At 56.5% G+C, this 16,675-nt stretch carries 15 protein-coding genes and 1 pseudogene; 12 read left to right on the top strand and 4 right to left on the bottom strand.

Translation table 11 applies throughout. The features are described from left to right. Positions 1–12: 12 nt before the first annotated feature. Genes C0623_04215 through C0623_04195 form a run of 5 tightly spaced genes read left to right on the top strand, consistent with a single transcriptional unit; the run spans position 13 to position 4,381 of the window. Entirely contained in the window at positions 13–822 is an 810-nt protein-coding gene (locus C0623_04215; GenBank protein PLY02136.1) for a universal stress protein, read from the top strand. A gap of 51 nt (positions 823–873) precedes the next feature. Beyond that, positions 874–2,193, top strand: a complete 1,320-nt coding sequence (locus C0623_04210; GenBank protein PLY02135.1) for a hypothetical protein — start codon at positions 874–876, stop codon at positions 2,191–2,193. Positions 2,194–2,197: 4 nt separating this feature from the next. Further along, a complete protein-coding gene (locus C0623_04205) occupies positions 2,198–3,100 on the top strand; it encodes an EamA family transporter (GenBank protein PLY02134.1) in 903 nt (300 codons plus the stop codon). Then, the gene (locus C0623_04200) at positions 3,097–4,008 is read left to right on the top strand and encodes an EamA family transporter (GenBank protein PLY02133.1); all 912 of its coding nucleotides are present in this window, start codon (positions 3,097–3,099) and stop codon (positions 4,006–4,008) included. Before C0623_04205 ends, C0623_04200 begins: the two co-directional genes overlap by 4 nt. Continuing rightward, positions 3,995–4,381: a DUF454 domain-containing protein gene (locus C0623_04195; GenBank protein ID PLY02132.1), complete on the top strand. Its 387-nt coding sequence runs from the start codon at positions 3,995–3,997 to the stop codon at positions 4,379–4,381. Before C0623_04200 ends, C0623_04195 begins: the two co-directional genes overlap by 14 nt. Positions 4,382–4,466: 85 nt before the next feature. On the opposite strand, the gene bfr is transcribed toward C0623_04195, so the two are convergent. Together bfr and C0623_04185 are read right to left on the bottom strand one after the other, a co-directional pair. Then, positions 4,467–4,958 (bottom strand): bacterioferritin, encoded by a 492-nt coding sequence (bfr, locus tag C0623_04190; protein PLY02131.1) that lies wholly within the window; start codon positions 4,956–4,958, stop codon positions 4,467–4,469. 105 nt (positions 4,959–5,063) lie between these two features. Continuing rightward, positions 5,064–7,202: a pyridine nucleotide-disulfide oxidoreductase gene (locus tag C0623_04185; protein ID PLY02130.1), complete on the bottom strand. Its 2,139-nt coding sequence runs from the start codon at positions 7,200–7,202 to the stop codon at positions 5,064–5,066. A gap of 249 nt (positions 7,203–7,451) precedes the next feature. On the opposite strand from C0623_04185, the gene C0623_04180 reads away from it, so the two are divergent. The 4 genes and pseudogenes from C0623_04180 to C0623_04165 all read left to right on the top strand — a co-directional run bounded on the left by C0623_04180 (position 7,452) and on the right by C0623_04165 (position 11,533). Continuing rightward, a complete protein-coding gene (locus tag C0623_04180) occupies positions 7,452–7,784 on the top strand; it encodes a 4-carboxymuconolactone decarboxylase (protein PLY02129.1) in 333 nt (110 codons plus the stop codon). Between the two features lie 37 nt (positions 7,785–7,821). After that, positions 7,822–8,775, top strand: a complete 954-nt coding sequence (locus C0623_04175) for a DUF3641 domain-containing protein (GenBank protein PLY02128.1) — start codon at positions 7,822–7,824, stop codon at positions 8,773–8,775. Between the two features lie 1,031 nt (positions 8,776–9,806). Beyond that, a pseudogene (locus tag C0623_04170) lies at positions 9,807–10,982 on the top strand (aspartate aminotransferase). Further along, positions 10,979–11,533, top strand: coding sequence for a hypothetical protein (locus C0623_04165; protein ID PLY02127.1), 555 nt, complete (start codon positions 10,979–10,981; stop codon positions 11,531–11,533). Before C0623_04170 ends, C0623_04165 begins: the two are co-directional and overlap by 4 nt. On the opposite strand, the gene C0623_04160 is transcribed toward C0623_04165, so the two are convergent. Then, positions 11,534–12,124, bottom strand: a complete 591-nt coding sequence (locus C0623_04160) for a hypothetical protein (GenBank protein ID PLY02126.1) — start codon at positions 12,122–12,124, stop codon at positions 11,534–11,536. It abuts the gene before it with no gap. 164 nt (positions 12,125–12,288) lie between these two features. Here C0623_04160 and C0623_04155 point away from each other — a divergent pair, with 164 nt between their 5' ends. The 3 genes from C0623_04155 to C0623_04145 all read left to right on the top strand — a co-directional run bounded on the left by C0623_04155 (position 12,289) and on the right by C0623_04145 (position 16,320). Next, positions 12,289–13,353, top strand: coding sequence for a branched chain amino acid aminotransferase (locus C0623_04155; GenBank protein ID PLY02125.1), 1,065 nt, complete (start codon positions 12,289–12,291; stop codon positions 13,351–13,353). A gap of 58 nt (positions 13,354–13,411) precedes the next feature. Further along, on the top strand, positions 13,412–14,812 hold the full coding sequence (locus C0623_04150; protein ID PLY02124.1) for a hypothetical protein: 1,401 nt from the start codon (positions 13,412–13,414) through the stop codon (positions 14,810–14,812). Between the two features lie 233 nt (positions 14,813–15,045). After that, on the top strand, positions 15,046–16,320 hold the full coding sequence (locus C0623_04145; GenBank protein ID PLY02148.1) for an ammonia channel protein: 1,275 nt from the start codon (positions 15,046–15,048) through the stop codon (positions 16,318–16,320). A 128-nt stretch (positions 16,321–16,448) separates the two neighbouring features. On the opposite strand, the gene C0623_04140 is transcribed toward C0623_04145, so the two are convergent. Further along, a partial coding sequence (locus C0623_04140; GenBank protein ID PLY02123.1) for a hypothetical protein occupies positions 16,449–16,675 on the bottom strand: 227 nt, incomplete at its 5' end.

Genomic DNA, 16,675 nt, shown 5'->3' with positions numbered 1-16,675 from the left:
AAGGTGGCGACAATGAGTTTCAAAGACATCCTGGTCCATATCGATACCCGCACCACCTGCCAATCGCGACTCGCGGCTGCAATCGGCCTCGCCCGTCAACACCGGGCCCGCTTGACCGGGCTCTACGTGATTCCGCATCCCTATTTCGCTTCCCACCATGTTGATCCGCAAAAGATCGCCGCCGAGGCGAAAAAGGATTTTGCCGAAGCGACGGCCGCCGCCGGCATCGAGACCGAATGGATCTGCGCCGATTGTGCCGCCAGCAACATGGACATGTCGCAACTGATCAACCTGCACGCTCACTATCGTGATCTGCTGGTTGTCAGCCAGGTCGACTTTGAGCATCCGGAACGATCGAGCCCTCCCGATCTGCCGGAGCGGGCGGTGCTCGGTGCCGGCCGTCCGGTTCTGATCGTCCCCTATGCCGGCCAGTTCGAAAGCATCGGCCAGCGCGTTATGCTCGGCTGGCGCGGCGGACCGGAATCATCACGGGCCCTGCATGACGCAATGCCGTTGCTCGGCGCAGCCGAAGCGGTCCGGGTGATCAGTATTGAAGGTCGCCATGGCGACGAAGCATCGAGGTGTCATGATGCCGATATCTGTCAGCATCTGCAGCGTCATTCGATCAAGGCAACGAGTGAGCGCCTGGTCAGCGGCGACATGAAGGTTGGCGATCTTTTGTTGAGCCGCATCGCCGACCAGGGGATCGACCTTCTGGTGATCGGTGCCTTTTCGCAGTCGCGGCGCGGCCACCAGACACTCGGCGAGATCGGCCGCTACCTGCTCGATTCGATGACGGTGCCGGTATTGATGTCGCATTAACCGCCCGGCAGTGTCCGGCAGCCCTTTCACAACCGAAGTTTTAAGACCATCATGACAACGGGTAAAGCCGGGCATCGGCTGACATACGGACGGATCTTCCTGTTCTGGAGCCCCCTGGCCCTGACCTGGATCCTGATGGCGATCGAAGGGCCCTACCTGGCCGCCCTGATTGCCCGATTGCCGGAAGCCGTTGTCAACCTCGCCGCCTACGGGGTCGCCTTCGCCTTCGCCCTGGTTGCCGAAGCTCCGGTTATTATGCTGATGGCGGCGTCGACAGCCCTTTGTCGCGGGCAAAACTCCTATCGAAAACTCCGCTGGTTTACCGTTCTGCTCAGTCTCGGAGTGACCCTGCTGCTGGCCCTGATTTCCCTGCCGCCCGTTTTTAACTGGCTCGGTGTCGAGCTGATCGGCCTGCAGCCGGAAGTTGCCAGCAAGGTCAACCCGGCCCTCTGGGCACTGTTGCCATGGCCGGGTGCGATCGGCTTTCGCCGCTTTTACCAGGGGGTATTGATTGCCGACGGCCGGACCCGAAGGGTCACCATCGGCACCATCACCCGGGTTGTGGCGATGACCCTCGCTGGCCTGACCTTCGCCGTTGTCGGTCCTCTGCCGGGATCGGTGATCGGGGCCCTGGCCCTTTCGGTCGGGGTGGTGGTTGAAGCGCTGGTCACCCGGCAACTGGCCAAACCGTCGATCACCGCATATCTGGAGCGGCATAACGAAGCAGAGCCGCTTTCGATGGCGACCATCTGGCATTATTACCTGCCGCTGGCGCTGACACCTTTCATCGCCTTGAGCGTCCAGCCGGTGATCACTTTTTTCCTCAGCCGGGGAGCTTTTCCGCTCGAGTCGCTGGCGGTGCTGCCGGTCCTCTACGGGCTGACTTTCATTTTTCGCGCCCTCGGGCTTTCCTACCAGGAGGCGGCCATCGCCCTGCTCGGGCCACATCTTGAGGAGCAGGAGAAGGTCGGGCGCTTTGCCCTGCTGCTCGGTATATCCTGCGTTGGCATTCTCGGCCTGATCGCGCTGACGCCGCTTGCCGACCTCTGGTTACGCACCATCTCCGGTCTGACCCCGGAATTGGTCTCTTTTTCCCGCCTGCCACTCATACTGATGGTTCTGATGCCGGGATTGACCGTCTGGATTACCTGGCAGCGCTCGCGCCTGCTGGTCATGAAGCAAACCGGGCCGATTTCAACCGGGACCCTTCTCGAGGCGGCGGTGATTCTGCTGGTCCTGGCGACGACCATCAGCCATGTCAGTTGGCCGGGGATTATTCTGGCGGCTTTGGCCTTGACCGCCGGTCGACTTGCGGGCATTCTTTACCTGGCCTTTTTTGCCGGCAACGACCGGCTGATACGCAAGAAATGAAGATATGAACCGCTCGACACCCGCAACCGGAACCTTTTTTGTTCTCGGGGCCGCCATGCTCTGGGGGACTACCGGCACCGCCCAGTCTTTTGCTGCCGCGGGCTTTGATCCGGCGATCATCGGCGCCTGCCGGCTGGCGATCGGTGGCATCGCCCTGATGTTCCTCGCACTGGCGCGCCGCGAGATTTCCCGGTTGTCGGAATGGCCGTGGAAACAAACTCTCCTGGCAGCTCTCTTTACTGCTGCTTATCAGCTCAGCTTCTTTGCCGCCGTCGCCAAGACCGGCGTCGCTATTGGTACCGTCGTCGGTATCGGCAGCGCCCCGATAGCCGGCGGAATCCTTGGTTACCTGTTTCGCCGGGAGCGGCCGGGCAGGCGCTGGGGCATGGCGACAATTCTGGCGATCGGCGGCTGCGCGCTGCTCGGGCTCGCCGGCAGGAGTGGCGCGGTTGTGGTTGATATGTTCGGCCTTGTACTGGCTGTCGGTGCCGGCGCTTCCTATGCTGCATACACCCTGGTGATCAAAGGGATGCTTGAAGAGCGAGCACCAAACGCGGTCATGGCGATGGTGGTCTGTGTTGCCGCGATCATCCTGCTGCCGACGGCCTGGGGGCGTGATCTGTCCTGGCTGGCACAACCGCGCAGTATCGCTGTCGTCCTGCACCTCGGCATCTTTACCATGGCGCTCTCCTACTGGCTGTTTGCCCGCGGCCTGCAGACGGTTCAGGTCGCTTCCGCCGTAACCCTGTCGCTGGCCGAACCGATGACAGCTGCCCTGCTCGGCGTGCTGGTCGTCGGCGAGCGGCTGCCGCTGGCCGCCTGGGGCGGTTTGTTGCTGATCCTCTCCGGGCTGATGATTCTCGCCTTTCCGACGCGCCGCTACCGGGCGGTTCGGGAGGCGGTATGACACAGCAACGACTGGCGCTACTTTACGGTTTGCTTGCGGTCCTCTGCTGGTCGACGGTAGCCAGCGCCTTCAAACTTTCGCTGCGCTACCTGACCCCGGCCGAACTGCTCTTTTATGCCGCGCTGGTTTCACTGATCATCCTCTTTATAATCCTTCTGATCCAGGGAAAGGCGGGTCAGCTCAAACGGGTGAAGCGATCCGCCCTGTTGACTTCTTTCGGCCTCGGGTTTATCAACCCTTTTCTCTATTACCTCGTCCTGTTCAAGGCCTATGACCTGCTACCGGCGCAGCAAGCCCAGCCGATCAACTACACCTGGGCGATCACCCTGACCCTGCTGTCGATTCCGCTGCTCAAGCAGAAGATATCGCTGCGCGAGCTGCTGGCGGTGGCCGTCAGCTACGCCGGGGTCGTCGTTATCTCGACCCGCGGTGATCTGCTGGCGATGCAGTTCGACAGTCCGCTCGGGGTCGGCCTGGCCCTGCTGTCGACCCTGTTCTGGGCGCTCTACTGGATATACAACACGCGCAGTCAATGCGACCCGGTTGTCGGCCTTTTTCTCAACTTCCTGTTCGGTCTGCCGCTGGTCGGCCTTTACCTGCTGCTCACCGAGGGGTTTCGGATGCCTCCGCTGTCCGGCCTGCTCGGCGCCGGTTATGTCGGCCTGTTCGAGATGGGCATCACGTTCGTCCTCTGGCTCAAGGCCCTCAAGCTCTCGGTCAATACCGCCCGCATCGCCAACCTGATCTTTATCTCGCCCTTCCTGTCGTTGGTCTTTATCCGTTTTCTGGTCGGTGAAGAGATCCTGCCGGCGACCTTTATCGGTCTTGTCCTGATCGTTGCCGGGCTGGTCCTGCAGCAGACCGGCAGGCCTGGCGGCGCGCAGGAGAGGGTCGATGGGCAGGCGTAGAGTGCTGCGGCCGGTACTGCTCGCTCTGGGCTGCCTCTGCGTGATCCTGGCGGTATTCGGCATCTTCCTGCCGGTGCTGCCGACCGTGCCCTTTCTGCTGTTGGCACTCGCCTGCTTCGCCCGCAGCTCCGACAGCTTCCATGCCTGGCTGCTCAATCACAACCGGCTCGGGCCGCTGATCCGGCCCTATCTCGAGAACGAGGGAATGCCGGCCGGCGCCAAATTCAAGGCGATCCTCCTGGTCTGGATCAGTATCGGGATTTCCGTGGTTTTTTTCGTGCCGCTGCTCTGGGTCAAAGTACTGTTGCTGGTGATTGCTCTGGCAGTGACTGCCTACATTATGAAAATGCCGGTCCGGAGCGAGCAGGAGTGAACACCGTTGCGCCCTGATCGGCAGCATAAAGAAAAAGGGGCCAGGTTTTATCCTGTCCCCTTTGCTAATTGGATTAGGCGCTGTGTTACTCGGCGGCGCCACCACCTGAGCCGTTACGCTGCTGCGACAGGTAGATCTGGATGCCCATCTGCTCGATCTGGTCCTGTTGTTCCTCGAGCCAGTCGATGTGCATCTCCTCGTCCTTGAGGATAGTTTCGAGCAACTGCTTGGTGCCGTTGTCGCCGACCTCTACGGCCAGCTTGATCGTCTCGTTATAGCCCTTGATCGCGTCAGCTTCGGCGTCGCAGTCCTTGCCGTGCATCTCCTCGACTTTTTTACCGATCGAAATCGGGCCGAGCTTGGTTACAAGCGGCTGGCCCTCGAGAAAAAGAATCCGCTCGATCAGGGACTCGGCATGACGCATTTCCTGAATTGAGCGCTCCTTGATCTGCTGGTGCAGAGTGCTATAACCCCAGTCCTCGCACATCTCGGCGTGGACGAAATATTGATTGATGGCGCCGAGTTCCTCGGACAACCGGTCATTGAGTGCATCGATAAGTTTGGCATTTCCTTTCATGATAGTCTCCTTGGTTGATGTATTTCATTCCGACAGATATTGCCAATAAATTATAAGTTAACAGATATTGGCGTGGATTCAACCGTTAGAGGTCCAGACACTTTATTATCGCCGCCAGCGGTGCAACTTCTCGACCCACTGCAGCAGCTTTTCCGGAGCGTGATCTTTTTTCCACTGGCCGGCCGCCATCTTGTTCGACTCGGCGAGGGTCGGATAGATGTGAATGGTACCGAGGATCTTGTTGAGGCCGATACTGTTTTTCATCGCCAGGATATACTCGGCAATAATATCGGAGGCGTGGGTGCCGACGATAGTGACCCCGAGAATCCTGTCGGTTCCCGGTTTGGTCAGGACCTTGACCCAGCCGTGATCCTCCGAGTCGGCGATCGCCCGGTCGAGATCATCGATTCCGTATTTGGTCACCTCGTAAGGGATATCCTGCTCCTTCGCCTCGGTTTCGTTAAGACCAACCCGCGCCACCTCGGGGTCGGTGTAGGTCGCCCAGGGAATGACCGAGTAATCGACCTTGAACTTCTTGAAACTGCCGAAGAGGGCGTTGACTGCGGCGTACCAGGCCTGGTGCCCGGCGGTATGGGTGAACTGGTAGGGGCCGGCGACGTCGCCGGCGCAGAGGATGTTGGGGAAGTTGGTGCGTAAATAAGGATCGGTCTCAATGGTGCCGCGCTCGGCAATCCTGACTCCCAGTTCCTCGAGGCCGAAGCCTGAAACGTTGGCCTTGCGGCCGACGGCGACCAGGATCTCGTCGAACGCGATTTCAACCTTCTCGGCATTGTGTTCGCAGATCAACATCTTTTTATCGCCTTCAACAACAACCTCTTTGGCCTGATGCTCAGTCAGGACATTGACCCCTTCGTCGACAAACTTTTGTTTGATGTAGTCGGCGGCATCGCTATCCTCGCGCCCCATGATGCGTGGTGCCATCTCGATCTGGGTGACCCGGCTGCCGAGGCGGGCGAAGGCCTGGGTCAGTTCGGAGCCGATCGGACCGCCGCCGAGGACGACCAGTCTTTCCGGTTTTTGCCGCAACTCCCAGATGTTGTCGGACGTTTTGTACTCGACCTGGTCGAGCCCCGGAATCGGCGGAATGAAGGGGCGGGCGCCGGTGGCGACGATAATGCTGCGGGTGCTGATAACTTTGCCGTTGACCTCGACCTCCCAGGGGGAAACGATGGTCGCCTCACCGGTGAACACCTCGACGCCGAGATCGGTGTAGCGCTCGATCGAATCATGCGGCTCGACCTTGCTGATCACGTTCTGTACGCGCTCCATGACCTCGGCGAAATCGAAGTCGACTTCATTTTTGCGAAAGCCGAACTCCTGTGCCCTTTGCGCATAGGAGAGCATCTTGGCCGAGCGCAGCAGCGCCTTGCTCGGAACGCAACCGGTGTTGAGGCAGTCGCCGCCCATCTTGTGCTTTTCGATCAAGGCGACTTTGGCCTTGACCGCGGCACCAATATAGGCGCTGACCAGACCGGCCGAACCGGCGCCGATAGCGACCAGGTTGTAGTCGAAAGCGGTTGGTTTGTTAAAGTCCTTATAAACCTTTCGGGCCTTGACCATGTCGAGAACTTTTCTGGCGATCAGCGGAAAAATGCCGAGCAGCACGAAGGAAAAAATGATTGCCGGCGAAAGGATGCCCGAAGCCGATTCGATCTGACCGAGCTGGGTGCCGGCGTTGACATAGACGAAGGTGCCGGGAAGCATGCCGACCTGGCTGACAATGTAGAAGAGCCCCGTTTTAAGGGGTGTCAGTCCCATCACCAGGTTGATCACGAAGAACGGGAAGATCGGGACCAGGCGCAGGGAAAAGAGGTAGAATGCGCCATCTTTTTCGACTCCGTTATTGATCGCCTTGAGCTTGTCGCCGAATTTTCCCTGGACCCAGTCGCGTAGCAGGAAACGGGAGACGAGAAAAGCGAGGGTCGCACCGATGGTGCTGGCGAAGGAAACCGCAACCAGCGCGACCCAGAGGCCGAGAAGGGCACCGCCGGCAAGGGTCAATACCGCTGCGCCCGGAAGCGAAAGGGCAGTGACGACGATATAAATCAGGATGTAGACAGCGATTGTCAGGAGGCGATTCTGCTCGTAGTAATCATTGAAGGCGGCTTGCTGCGTCTTGATGTAATCGAGGGTCAGATACTGGCCGAGGTCGAAAGCAAAAAAGGCCCAGATGAGTCCGGCAATGATGCCGATCACCATAAATTTCGAGATGGATATTTTCATGAAGTCTCCTGATTGTCAGGTTAAGTTATTAAATTTATAGCATTGATTCGCACCTGGCGCATTTATTGAGTCCTGATTTTTGAAAATTTTACATGTTCTTTATGCTTTCTTTATGTTTTCATTATGACAATGCTGGACAATAACCAGCAGTAATAAAGTGCTTCACTGTCAGTGACGATAAGACAGATTGATACGAAATTGCAGACCTTTAAACTACTTGATCATTTTCACCTGAACGGGAGGTAAAAGATGGAGACATACTACAAGCCGGAAGACCTGGGGAAATTCGCTGAAATCGGAGAAGAAGCCCCGGAGCTGGCCCAAAAGTTTTTCGACTACTACGGTGCGGTATTTGCCGAGGGTGAATTGACCGCCCGGGAGAAAGCACTGATTGCCCTCGGCGTCGCTCACGCCGTACAGTGTCCCTATTGCATCGACGCCTACACCCAATCCTGTCTCGAAAAAGGCTCGAACCTCGGCGAAATGACCGAAGCCGTTCATGTCGCCAACGCAATCCGTGGCGGCGCAACGCTGGTTCACGGAGTGCAGATGCGCAATATTGCCGAGAAGTTGTCAATGTGAGATAATTTGAAAATACTCGATTGAAAGAACCTGTTTTATGGCAGACGGACGTTCAAATTTTAAACCATTTTCTCAGGTGCTTGACGACGAAGGGATCGGTCTGGCCCGTGATCATGCGCATATTTTGCAGATCAATACCGGGTTGCTCTGTGACCTCGCCTGCAAGCATTGCCATCTCGAGGCTGGTCCGCATCGCCTCGAAGTGATGGAGCGTCAGACCATGGATGAGGTCATCGCCTTCGCCGGACGGGGTCGTTTCAATCTTATCGATATCACCGGCGGCGCCCCGGAACTGGTGCCGGACATTGACTACCTTCTGCGTGGTTTGCGGCCATTTGCTGATAAAATGATGCTGCGTTCGAATTTGACCGCTCTTGGTGATAACGACCGGCAAACCCTGCTCGATCTGTTAATCGAATTGAAGATAATTCTGGTCGCGTCCTTCCCGTCAACATCGCCATCCCAGACCGATGCCCAGCGCGGCAAAGGAGTGATGGACAGGAGCGTCGAGATGCTCAAGCGTTTGAATGAACTTGGCTTCGGGCAGCCGGGCAGCGGCCTCGAACTCAACCTGGTGGCGAACCCGGCCGGCGCCTTTCTGCCGGCCGACCAGGTGGCGACCGAGCAGAAATTCAAGCGCGATGCTGAACGCAAGTGGGGCATTGTCTTTAATAATCTTTTTACCTTCGCCAATATGCCGCTCGGCCGTTTCCGCAGCTGGCTCGAAAAGAGCGGCAATCTCGACGGTTACCTGCTCAAATTGGCCAATGCTTTTAACTCCTGCACACTCGACGGGCTGATGTGTAAATCGCTGATTTCGGTCGCCTGGGACGGCACGGTGTACGATTGCGATTTCAACCTCGCCGCCGGCATACCGCTCGGCGGGCAACAGAAGCATGTATCGGAGCTGGCCGAACCGCCCGGTCCGGGAGAGCTGATCGCGACCGGTGATCACTGCTATGCCTGTACCGCCGGTTCCGGTTTTACCTGAGGCGGCGAGATTTCTTCCTAGTTAGGAAGCCTGGAAATCAAAGCCCCGGTTCTTCGCAGATTAGAGTGAATACAACGTTAGACTCCTCCTTCAGCTGGCTCAGGACAGACAAGAAAAATCAGGAGCCGGTCGTTCGATACCGGCAGTTTTGATTGGTCGGATGGGGATACTGGCCTGAATACAGAACGCAGGAGACAGGAGAACCGCGCGGTCGCGGCCGCGCAGAAAACGGCTCCCTTGCAGGGGGCTTTTTTGTTCTGTCTGAATTATTTCTGTTGAACAGTTCAATTCGGGAGTTTGCCTCGAGGCAAACACTGCACGTCTCCGTGGCGGTTGCGGTTGGACTACGTATTTTGGTGCGGGAAAAAGGGGCGACCTCAAGAGCAACGGGGGTAAGTCAAAATCCTCAATGGATTCCCCCTTCGGCTACTTCGGCGAGCTCAGTACAAGATAACTCAGGACAGGCGATCGGAGTCGAAAGTTACACGGGGACACTACCCGAATTACAGGGAAGTGTCCCTCAAGAAAGTTTTATTGACTGTTTCCACTGCCCTACCGGGGCCCCATGTAGGACCGCCGAGCGAGCGGATTTTAATCCGGTGTTCAGGTAACGATAGTGACTGCCGGATTGGAATCTGCGCAGTGAGGGAACCTGATCATCAGGCGGGTGAGCTGGGGTTGTACTTTTGCTTCCTTTTCTTGGACAGGCAAGAAAAGGAAGGAGCTTGCCGGGCGATACCGGCGAACTGGAATCATGCTTTCATGGTGCGATTGGAAAAGTCTGGCGGTATTTTGGTGCGCACCATTTATTCCCGATAAAACGCGATAAACCTTTTTTGTTTCTACTTTTGTGGCCGGTTGCAGCCCGGATCCTGCCTGGTAAATCGACCCTGTCTTGACACCGCATCAGCTCGCCTTTCTTCTGATCGTCAATTTGTATCTTCTGTCCATTGTTGCAATACGATAATTCTGTTGCATATTTCTGCTGGCGCGATAGGCTGTTGGCGTTTGTCGTTTTATTTGGAGGATTGATGTCGCCGAAAGAAAAAACAATTCATATTGCTGAGCGCGCCCGGAACGTCACCCCGTTTCTGGCAATGGAAGTGATGTAGCGGGCCAAAGAGCTTGAAGCCGAGGGGCGCGAGGTGATTTACCTCTGTCTCGGCGAACCCGATTTCCCGACGCCGGTTCCGGTGGTCGCCGCGGCGGTCAGGGCGCTGCGCGACGGGCAGACGACATATACCCACTCGCTCGGCCGGATTGAGCTGCGTCAGGCGATTGCCGCATACTATCAGCGGCGCTACCGGGTTGATATCGAGCCTGAGCAGGTTATTGTCTCCTCCGGGACAAGCCCGTTGATGTTGTTGCTTTTTGCGACCATTCTCGACAAGGGGGATGAAATCATCCTGCCCGATCCGAGCTATGCCTGCTATCCGAACTTTATACGTTTTGTCGATGGTGTGCCCCGTTTCCTCAAAACCCGGGTCGAGGACGGCTTCCAGCCGCGGGCCGATGATGTCGTGAACGTCATATCCGAGCGGAGCCGGGCCTTGCTGATCAACTCGCCATCGAATCCGACCGGCTCGGTTCTGGCGCCGGGAGAGCTTGAAGCGTTGGCCGACCTGCCGATTCCGGTGATCTCCGATGAGATCTATCACGGATTGACCTACGAAGGCGAGGAGCGGAGTATCCTCGAATTTACCCCCGATGCTTTCGTGCTCGGAGGGTTCTCAAAGGCTTACGCTATGACCGGCTGGCGGCTCGGATATCTGATCGCACCGAAACAGGCGGTGCGGGCACTGCAAAGCCAGCACCAGAATTTTCTGATCAGTGCCAATAATTTTGTCCAGCTCGCCGGGATTGCGGCTCTCGAGGAATGCGATGATTCGCTTGCCGAAATGCGCGCCGCCTATGATGCGCGGCGCCGTCACATCGTTCCGCGCCTCGAGTCGATCGGCCTCAAGGTTGAGACGATGCCGGCCGGTGCGTTCTATGTGCTGGCCGATGCCCGACATATCAGTACCGATTCATTGGCGCTCTCCCGCGAGATCCTCGAGGAGACCGGTGTCGCGGTGACCGCCGGGATTGACTTTGGAGAGGGCGCTGAAGGCTTCCTGCGCTTCTCCTATGCCAATTCGATGGAAAAGATTGATCGGGCTATTGACCTGCTTGAAGAGATGTTTCAGAGGAAAGGATGGTTGAAATGAGTAGTGAGGGTAGATTTTTAAAAAGAAGCCTGGTCATCGTTGCGCTCGCAACAGCGGCCTGTTTCAGCCCGGGGCTGGTGTCCGCCCAAAATGTCGGCGAATCCGACGTCGAAACCTCTGGTCGCGAAATGACGGCCCTGTCGTCCTCAATCGATCGGCTGACCCGGGTACTCGAAGCACAGACAAAAGACCGGGAGCAGGACATGCTCTACGAGAAGTTGAATCTGGCCATCGCCTACCTGAATTTCCGCTCCCGGCGCATCGAGGCGCTCGAACAGGATGTGCAGTCCACGCGCAATGCCAAGGCGCAGATTGAGAGCACGCTCAATATCTGGCTGCAGCGACAGGAAGAGATGCTTGATACCGAAGATCTGATCACCGATGAAGAGGCACGACAAAGAAGTGAGGAGATCCGGATGCGGATTGATCTGGTCAAACAACGGGTCTCTTTGTTCGACGAGGAGATTGTCAAGCTCGAGAATAAAATATACGAGCTGCAGGGGCAGATCGATTCAGTCGAGGAGTTCGTGCAGAAGAATCTGGCACTCTGATCAGTAAGTCCATATCCAGGTGATGCCGGCTGCTTTGCTGCCTAGCGAGAGGGCGGGCGCCCAGGCCGGCACATCATCGCCGAGTAGACGCCAGGCGTCGAGAAGAGCCGGTATCGCAACCAGCGCTGCCAGTCTCCGGGTCGAGATACCGGTCGCCTCGGAGGCTCCTTTCAGGTCACCATCTTCATGATCTCTCAGTACGGTCAGGTAGGCGGCTGTAATGGCAAGGTGGGAGGCAATCAATCCGGCATTGTAGCTGTCGCCGAATTCAGAAAGCTCACTCTTGTGCCGGTAGCGGAGCGCGGTTTCCGCAACCAGCCACTGCATCTGGAAGCCGCTTGATGCGACTTGCAGATGCTCGGGATCACTCATCCGGGCCTCCGGATAAACAAGGGTCACACCATCGAATTCGGCATCAAATCCTTTTGCTCTGGCGACAATTATGTGGGCCAGTTCATGGGCAGCGTAGCCGCTGAGAAAACCGGAAAGAAAAGCACCGGGGCTCTCTTTCGTTTTAATAAACTGCCACGGTTCAGCACGAGCGGTAGAGGTGCATAGCAAAAACAGAAGTATAATGATAATCGGTCGCATAATGTTCGGTATTATAGCGAATATGGTTCGATGAAAACAGACGATTGATGTAATTGCCTTGAAAAGCGTGGTTTGCAGCCTGAAAATGTGTAGATGCTATTGCCTGCACTCATGCAATGTGATAATAGAAAAACTTACGTTTTTACTCCCCGGAGGCCAATGTAATGAAGATTGAAGTTCTGCCGCTTGAGAAAGAAAAAGCGAAAATTGAAGATGAGACGCAACTGACGTTCGGTAAATATTTTACCGACCGCATGTTCGTCATGGAGTACGATACCGGCAAGGGCTGGCATTCAGCAAGGATTCAGCCTTACGGCCCGTTCAGCCTCGATCCGGCGGCGATGGTACTGCACTACTCGCAGGAAATCTTCGAAGGCCTCAAGGTTTATCGCCATGCCGATGGCAAGGTCTCTCTGTTCCGGCCCTCAGACAATATCGACCGCTTTAATCGCTCGGCGGTGCGGATGTGCATGCCGCAAGTCGATGCAACTTTTTTCCTCGATGCGCTTAAAGAGCTTATCCGTCTTGAGCAGGACTGGGTGCCGGAATCAGATGGCACCTCGCTCTATGTCCGGCCGACGATGATCGCCAACGAGCCGATGCTCGGGGTTCGTCCGGCTGATCAGTATCTCTGTTACATTATCCTTTCGCCGGTCGGCGCTTACTACAAAGGCGGTATTGCCCCGGTCAGGATCTGGATCTCCGACTTCTATGTCCGGGCCGCGGAAGGTGGGACCGGAGAGGCCAAGACCGGCGGCAACTACGCCGCCAGCCTTTACGCTTCGAGGGAAGCGGCCGAAAATGGTTATGATCAGGTTCTCTGGCTCGATGCTCGCGAAAAGAAGTATGTCGAGGAGGTCGGCAGTATGAACATGATTTTCCTCTACGACGGCAAGATCGTGACCTCGCCATTGAAGGGGACTGTTCTCGACGGCATCACCCGGCGTTCGGTTCTGACCCTGGTACGGGAGATGGGGTATGAGATCGAGGAGCGGGCTCTGACGGTTGACGAGGTTCTCGACGGGGTTGAGAGCGGCCGGCTGACCGAGGCATTCGGGGCCGGTACCGCCGTTGTCATCTCTCCGGTCGGTGAATTCTGCTACAAGGGGCGATGTGTGAAACTGAACGGTGGCCAGACCGGTGAACTGACCCGGAAACTCTATGATGAGTTGACCGGTATTCAGTACGGCCGGTTGCCGGACAAGCACGATTGGGTCGAAATTATCTAAACCTCAAGAGGCCGGAGATGTCCGGCCTCTTTCATTTTTCCTGTAAAGGCTGTTGCGGATGCAACGCAGAGCAGCAATCCCTGAAGTTTATCAATTATTGCGGCAGTCGGTTGCAATGGCCCGAATCGTCCTTGCCTGGCTGCTTCTCCTTTTTCTCGCCGGGTGCGCTTCATACGGCAGTATCGCCAATAAGCCGCTTGTTGATAATGCTCCGTCTGTTGAATATTCGATAAATCATAGTCTGGCCTCGACCCGGTCGAGTGATATGACCCTCGTCCTCGCCTTCTCCGGCGGCGGGACCCGGGCGGCGGCATTGGCTTATGGTGTCCTTGCCGCTTTGCGGGATACGTCGGTCGAGCTGAATGGGCGTTCGCGACGACTGCTTGACGAGATTGACGTGATCAGCTCGGTTTCCGGGGGAAGTTTTACGGCGGCATATTATGGTTTGTATGGAGATGGTCTGTTCGAAGATTTCGCAGACGACTTTCTGCATCGTAACGTCGCCGGCGAATTGTTGTACGGATTGCTGAAGCCGACGCTCTGGTTTTCGTCGACCGGGCGGACTGAAATGGCAACCAGGTTCTACGAAAGCATACTGTTTCAGGGTGCTACCTTTGCTGACCTTGAGCGCCGCAACGGTCCGCTCGTCATTATTAACGCGACCGATCTCGGCAGCGGCGTCCGTTTCTCTTTTCTTCAGGAGTATTTTGACCTGCTCTGTTCCGATCTTTCCTCTTTTCCTCTGGCCCGGGCGGTTACGGCGTCTTCGGCCGTGCCGGTATTGTTTAACCCGGTCGTTCTGAAAAACCATTCCGGCTGCGAGCCTTCGGCCGGAGGTTTGCTGGGCGGATTACCGGAACCGGGCTCGGCACAGTTGTCTTTGCTTGTTGACGGTCTGCGCAGTTATTCCGACAAGGAGAGGAGACGCTATATCCATTTGGTCGACGGCGGTATTACCGATAACCTCGGGTTGCTGGCCTTTCATGACATGATAGAGGTCGCCGGAGGGGTGAAGGATTTTCTCGGCCGGCACGGCGCTAAAATCTCGCCGCGGCTGATGGTGGTCACGGTGAATGCGTCGACCACGCCGGAGTATCGTATTGAAGCAACAAACGAGATCCCGTCGCTCGAAAACATCGTCAATGCCGTAACTGATGTTCAGCTGCATCGCGGCAATACGGCAACCCTCGAGCGCTCCAGGGAGAGTGTGAAACGGTGGGCGGCCGAGTTGTCTACGCCGGATCGCAAAGTTGAACCATATTTTGTCGAGATCGGTTTCAACAGCATTCCCAAGAAGAAACGACGCTTCTTCTTCAATCAGATTCCGACAGGTTTTTCCCTGGGCCGGGATCAGGTCGACGACCTGATCGCCGTCGGCCGCGAACTTCTTCTCGGTAACAGTGAGTTTCAGAGATTTCTTTCTGATGCGAAGATCTATTCCGGGGCGGTTCTCAGATAATACATTCCGTCTTGGCGGAAATCGAAAGCGATGCCTGCAAAAATCTTGCAGGCACTGTTTTTATTGTTCATTCTTCGGGCATTTTTGCCTTTTTTTTGTGCATTTATTGGCCTGTTAGGCAGTCGGTTATTTTTAACTGTTTGAAATTATTGAAAAATAAAGATTGGCATGTTGTCTGCTCTGTAATTCCTTCTGTTTCGCCCAATGACGGGCAAAAATCTGGAGGTGCAATGATGCTCACCAATCTCAAACGAAACCTTTTTCTCGCAACAACTTTCCTGCTGGTCCCCGGCGTCGTTTTTGCCGCGGATGCTATCGATACCGGTGATACCGCCTGGGTGATCGTTTCATCGGCCCTGGTGTTGCTGATGTTGCCCGGCCTGGCTCTTTTCTATGGTGGTATGGTCCGGAGTAAAAATGTTCTTTCAACCAGCATGCACACCTTCGCTGCCATGGCGATCATCGGTGTACAGTGGGTGGTCGTCGGGTACAGTTTGGCATTCGGCGGCGAAGGCAAGTTCTTCGGCAGTTTTGCCAACGTGATGTTGAGCGGCATTACGCCGGAGTCGGTTTCGGGAACGATCCCGACCTATGTCTTCGTTATGTTCCAGGGAATGTTCGCCATTATTACTGCGGCGCTGATCTCCGGCGCCGTTGCCGAGCGGATGAAATTCTCGACCTACTGTGTCTTTATTCTGCTCTGGAGCACCATTGTTTATGATCCGCTTGCCCACTGGGTCTGGGGCGACGGCGGCTGGCTGGCCGGTCATGGCGATCTCGACTTCGCCGGTGGTACCGTCGTTCACCTCTCTTCCGGTGTCAGCGCCCTGGTTGCCGCTCTGATTATCGGCAAGCGCAAGGGCTATCCGATGGAGCGGATGTTCCCGCACAACCTGCCGATGACCCTGCTCGGTGCCGGACTGCTCTGGTTTGGCTGGTTCGGTTTTAATGCCGGCAGCGCCCTCGCTTCCAACGGCAGTGCCGCACTGGCATTTACCACGACGCAAACAGCGGCAGCGGCGGGTGCTCTTGCCTGGATGCTGGCCGAATGGATCAAGGTTGGTAAGCCGAGTGCTCTTGGCGCCGCCTCCGGTATCGTCGCCGGTCTTGTCGTTATTACGCCGGCTGCCGGCTTTGTCACTCCCGGATCGGCTCTGATCATGGGTCTGCTCGCCGGAGTTGTCTGCTATGGCGGCGTCTTGATGAAGCACAAATTCGGTTACGATGATTCCTTGGATGCTTTCGGCGTGCACGGGATTGGCGGCGCCTTCGGGGCTATTCTGACCGGTGTTTTCGCAACTGTTGGTGCGGCCGGCCTGATTGCCGGGAATCCGGGGCAGGTGCTGATTCAGCTGGTCGGTGTTCTCGCCTCCGGTCTCTATGCGGCTGTGGTCACTGCGATCCTGCTTTTCATCCTCAAGCCAATTATGGGGCTGCGGGTGAGCCAGGAAGATGAGGTGACAGGGCTTGATCAGACAGTGCACCAGGAATCAGGCTACAATATTTAAACATCAATTTTAGGCGACCGACTGCTCCGTTCTGGCCGTTTCGTGTCAGGGGGGTAACCGCGTCGGTTATTGAAGAGTCGATAAGCGCATCAAGACGGCCCCACCGATTCCGGATGGGGTCGTCTTGATTATCCGTCAACCTGATTGCTCTTTTTGAGTTCGGTGTTTTGGGTCGCCCAGTGGCTTTTTTCGCCGTCGGCAGAGAGATCGAACCCGTCTTCGCTACAGAGTAAAACGGTGCCGCGCTGATGAGTGATCTGGTGTTCGACGTTGCGCATCTTGCCCCGGTTGCCGGCCTTGCAGATTTTGTCATGTTCACCCTTGTTCATATCATGCTCCTTTCGACGCAGGGTCG

It is taken from the genome of Desulfuromonas sp. (assembly GCA_002869615.1).
In the GTDB taxonomy this organism is placed as follows: Bacteria; Desulfobacterota; Desulfuromonadia; order Desulfuromonadales; family UBA2294; genus BM707.
This window is presented reverse-complemented; position numbering and strand designations above follow the sequence as displayed.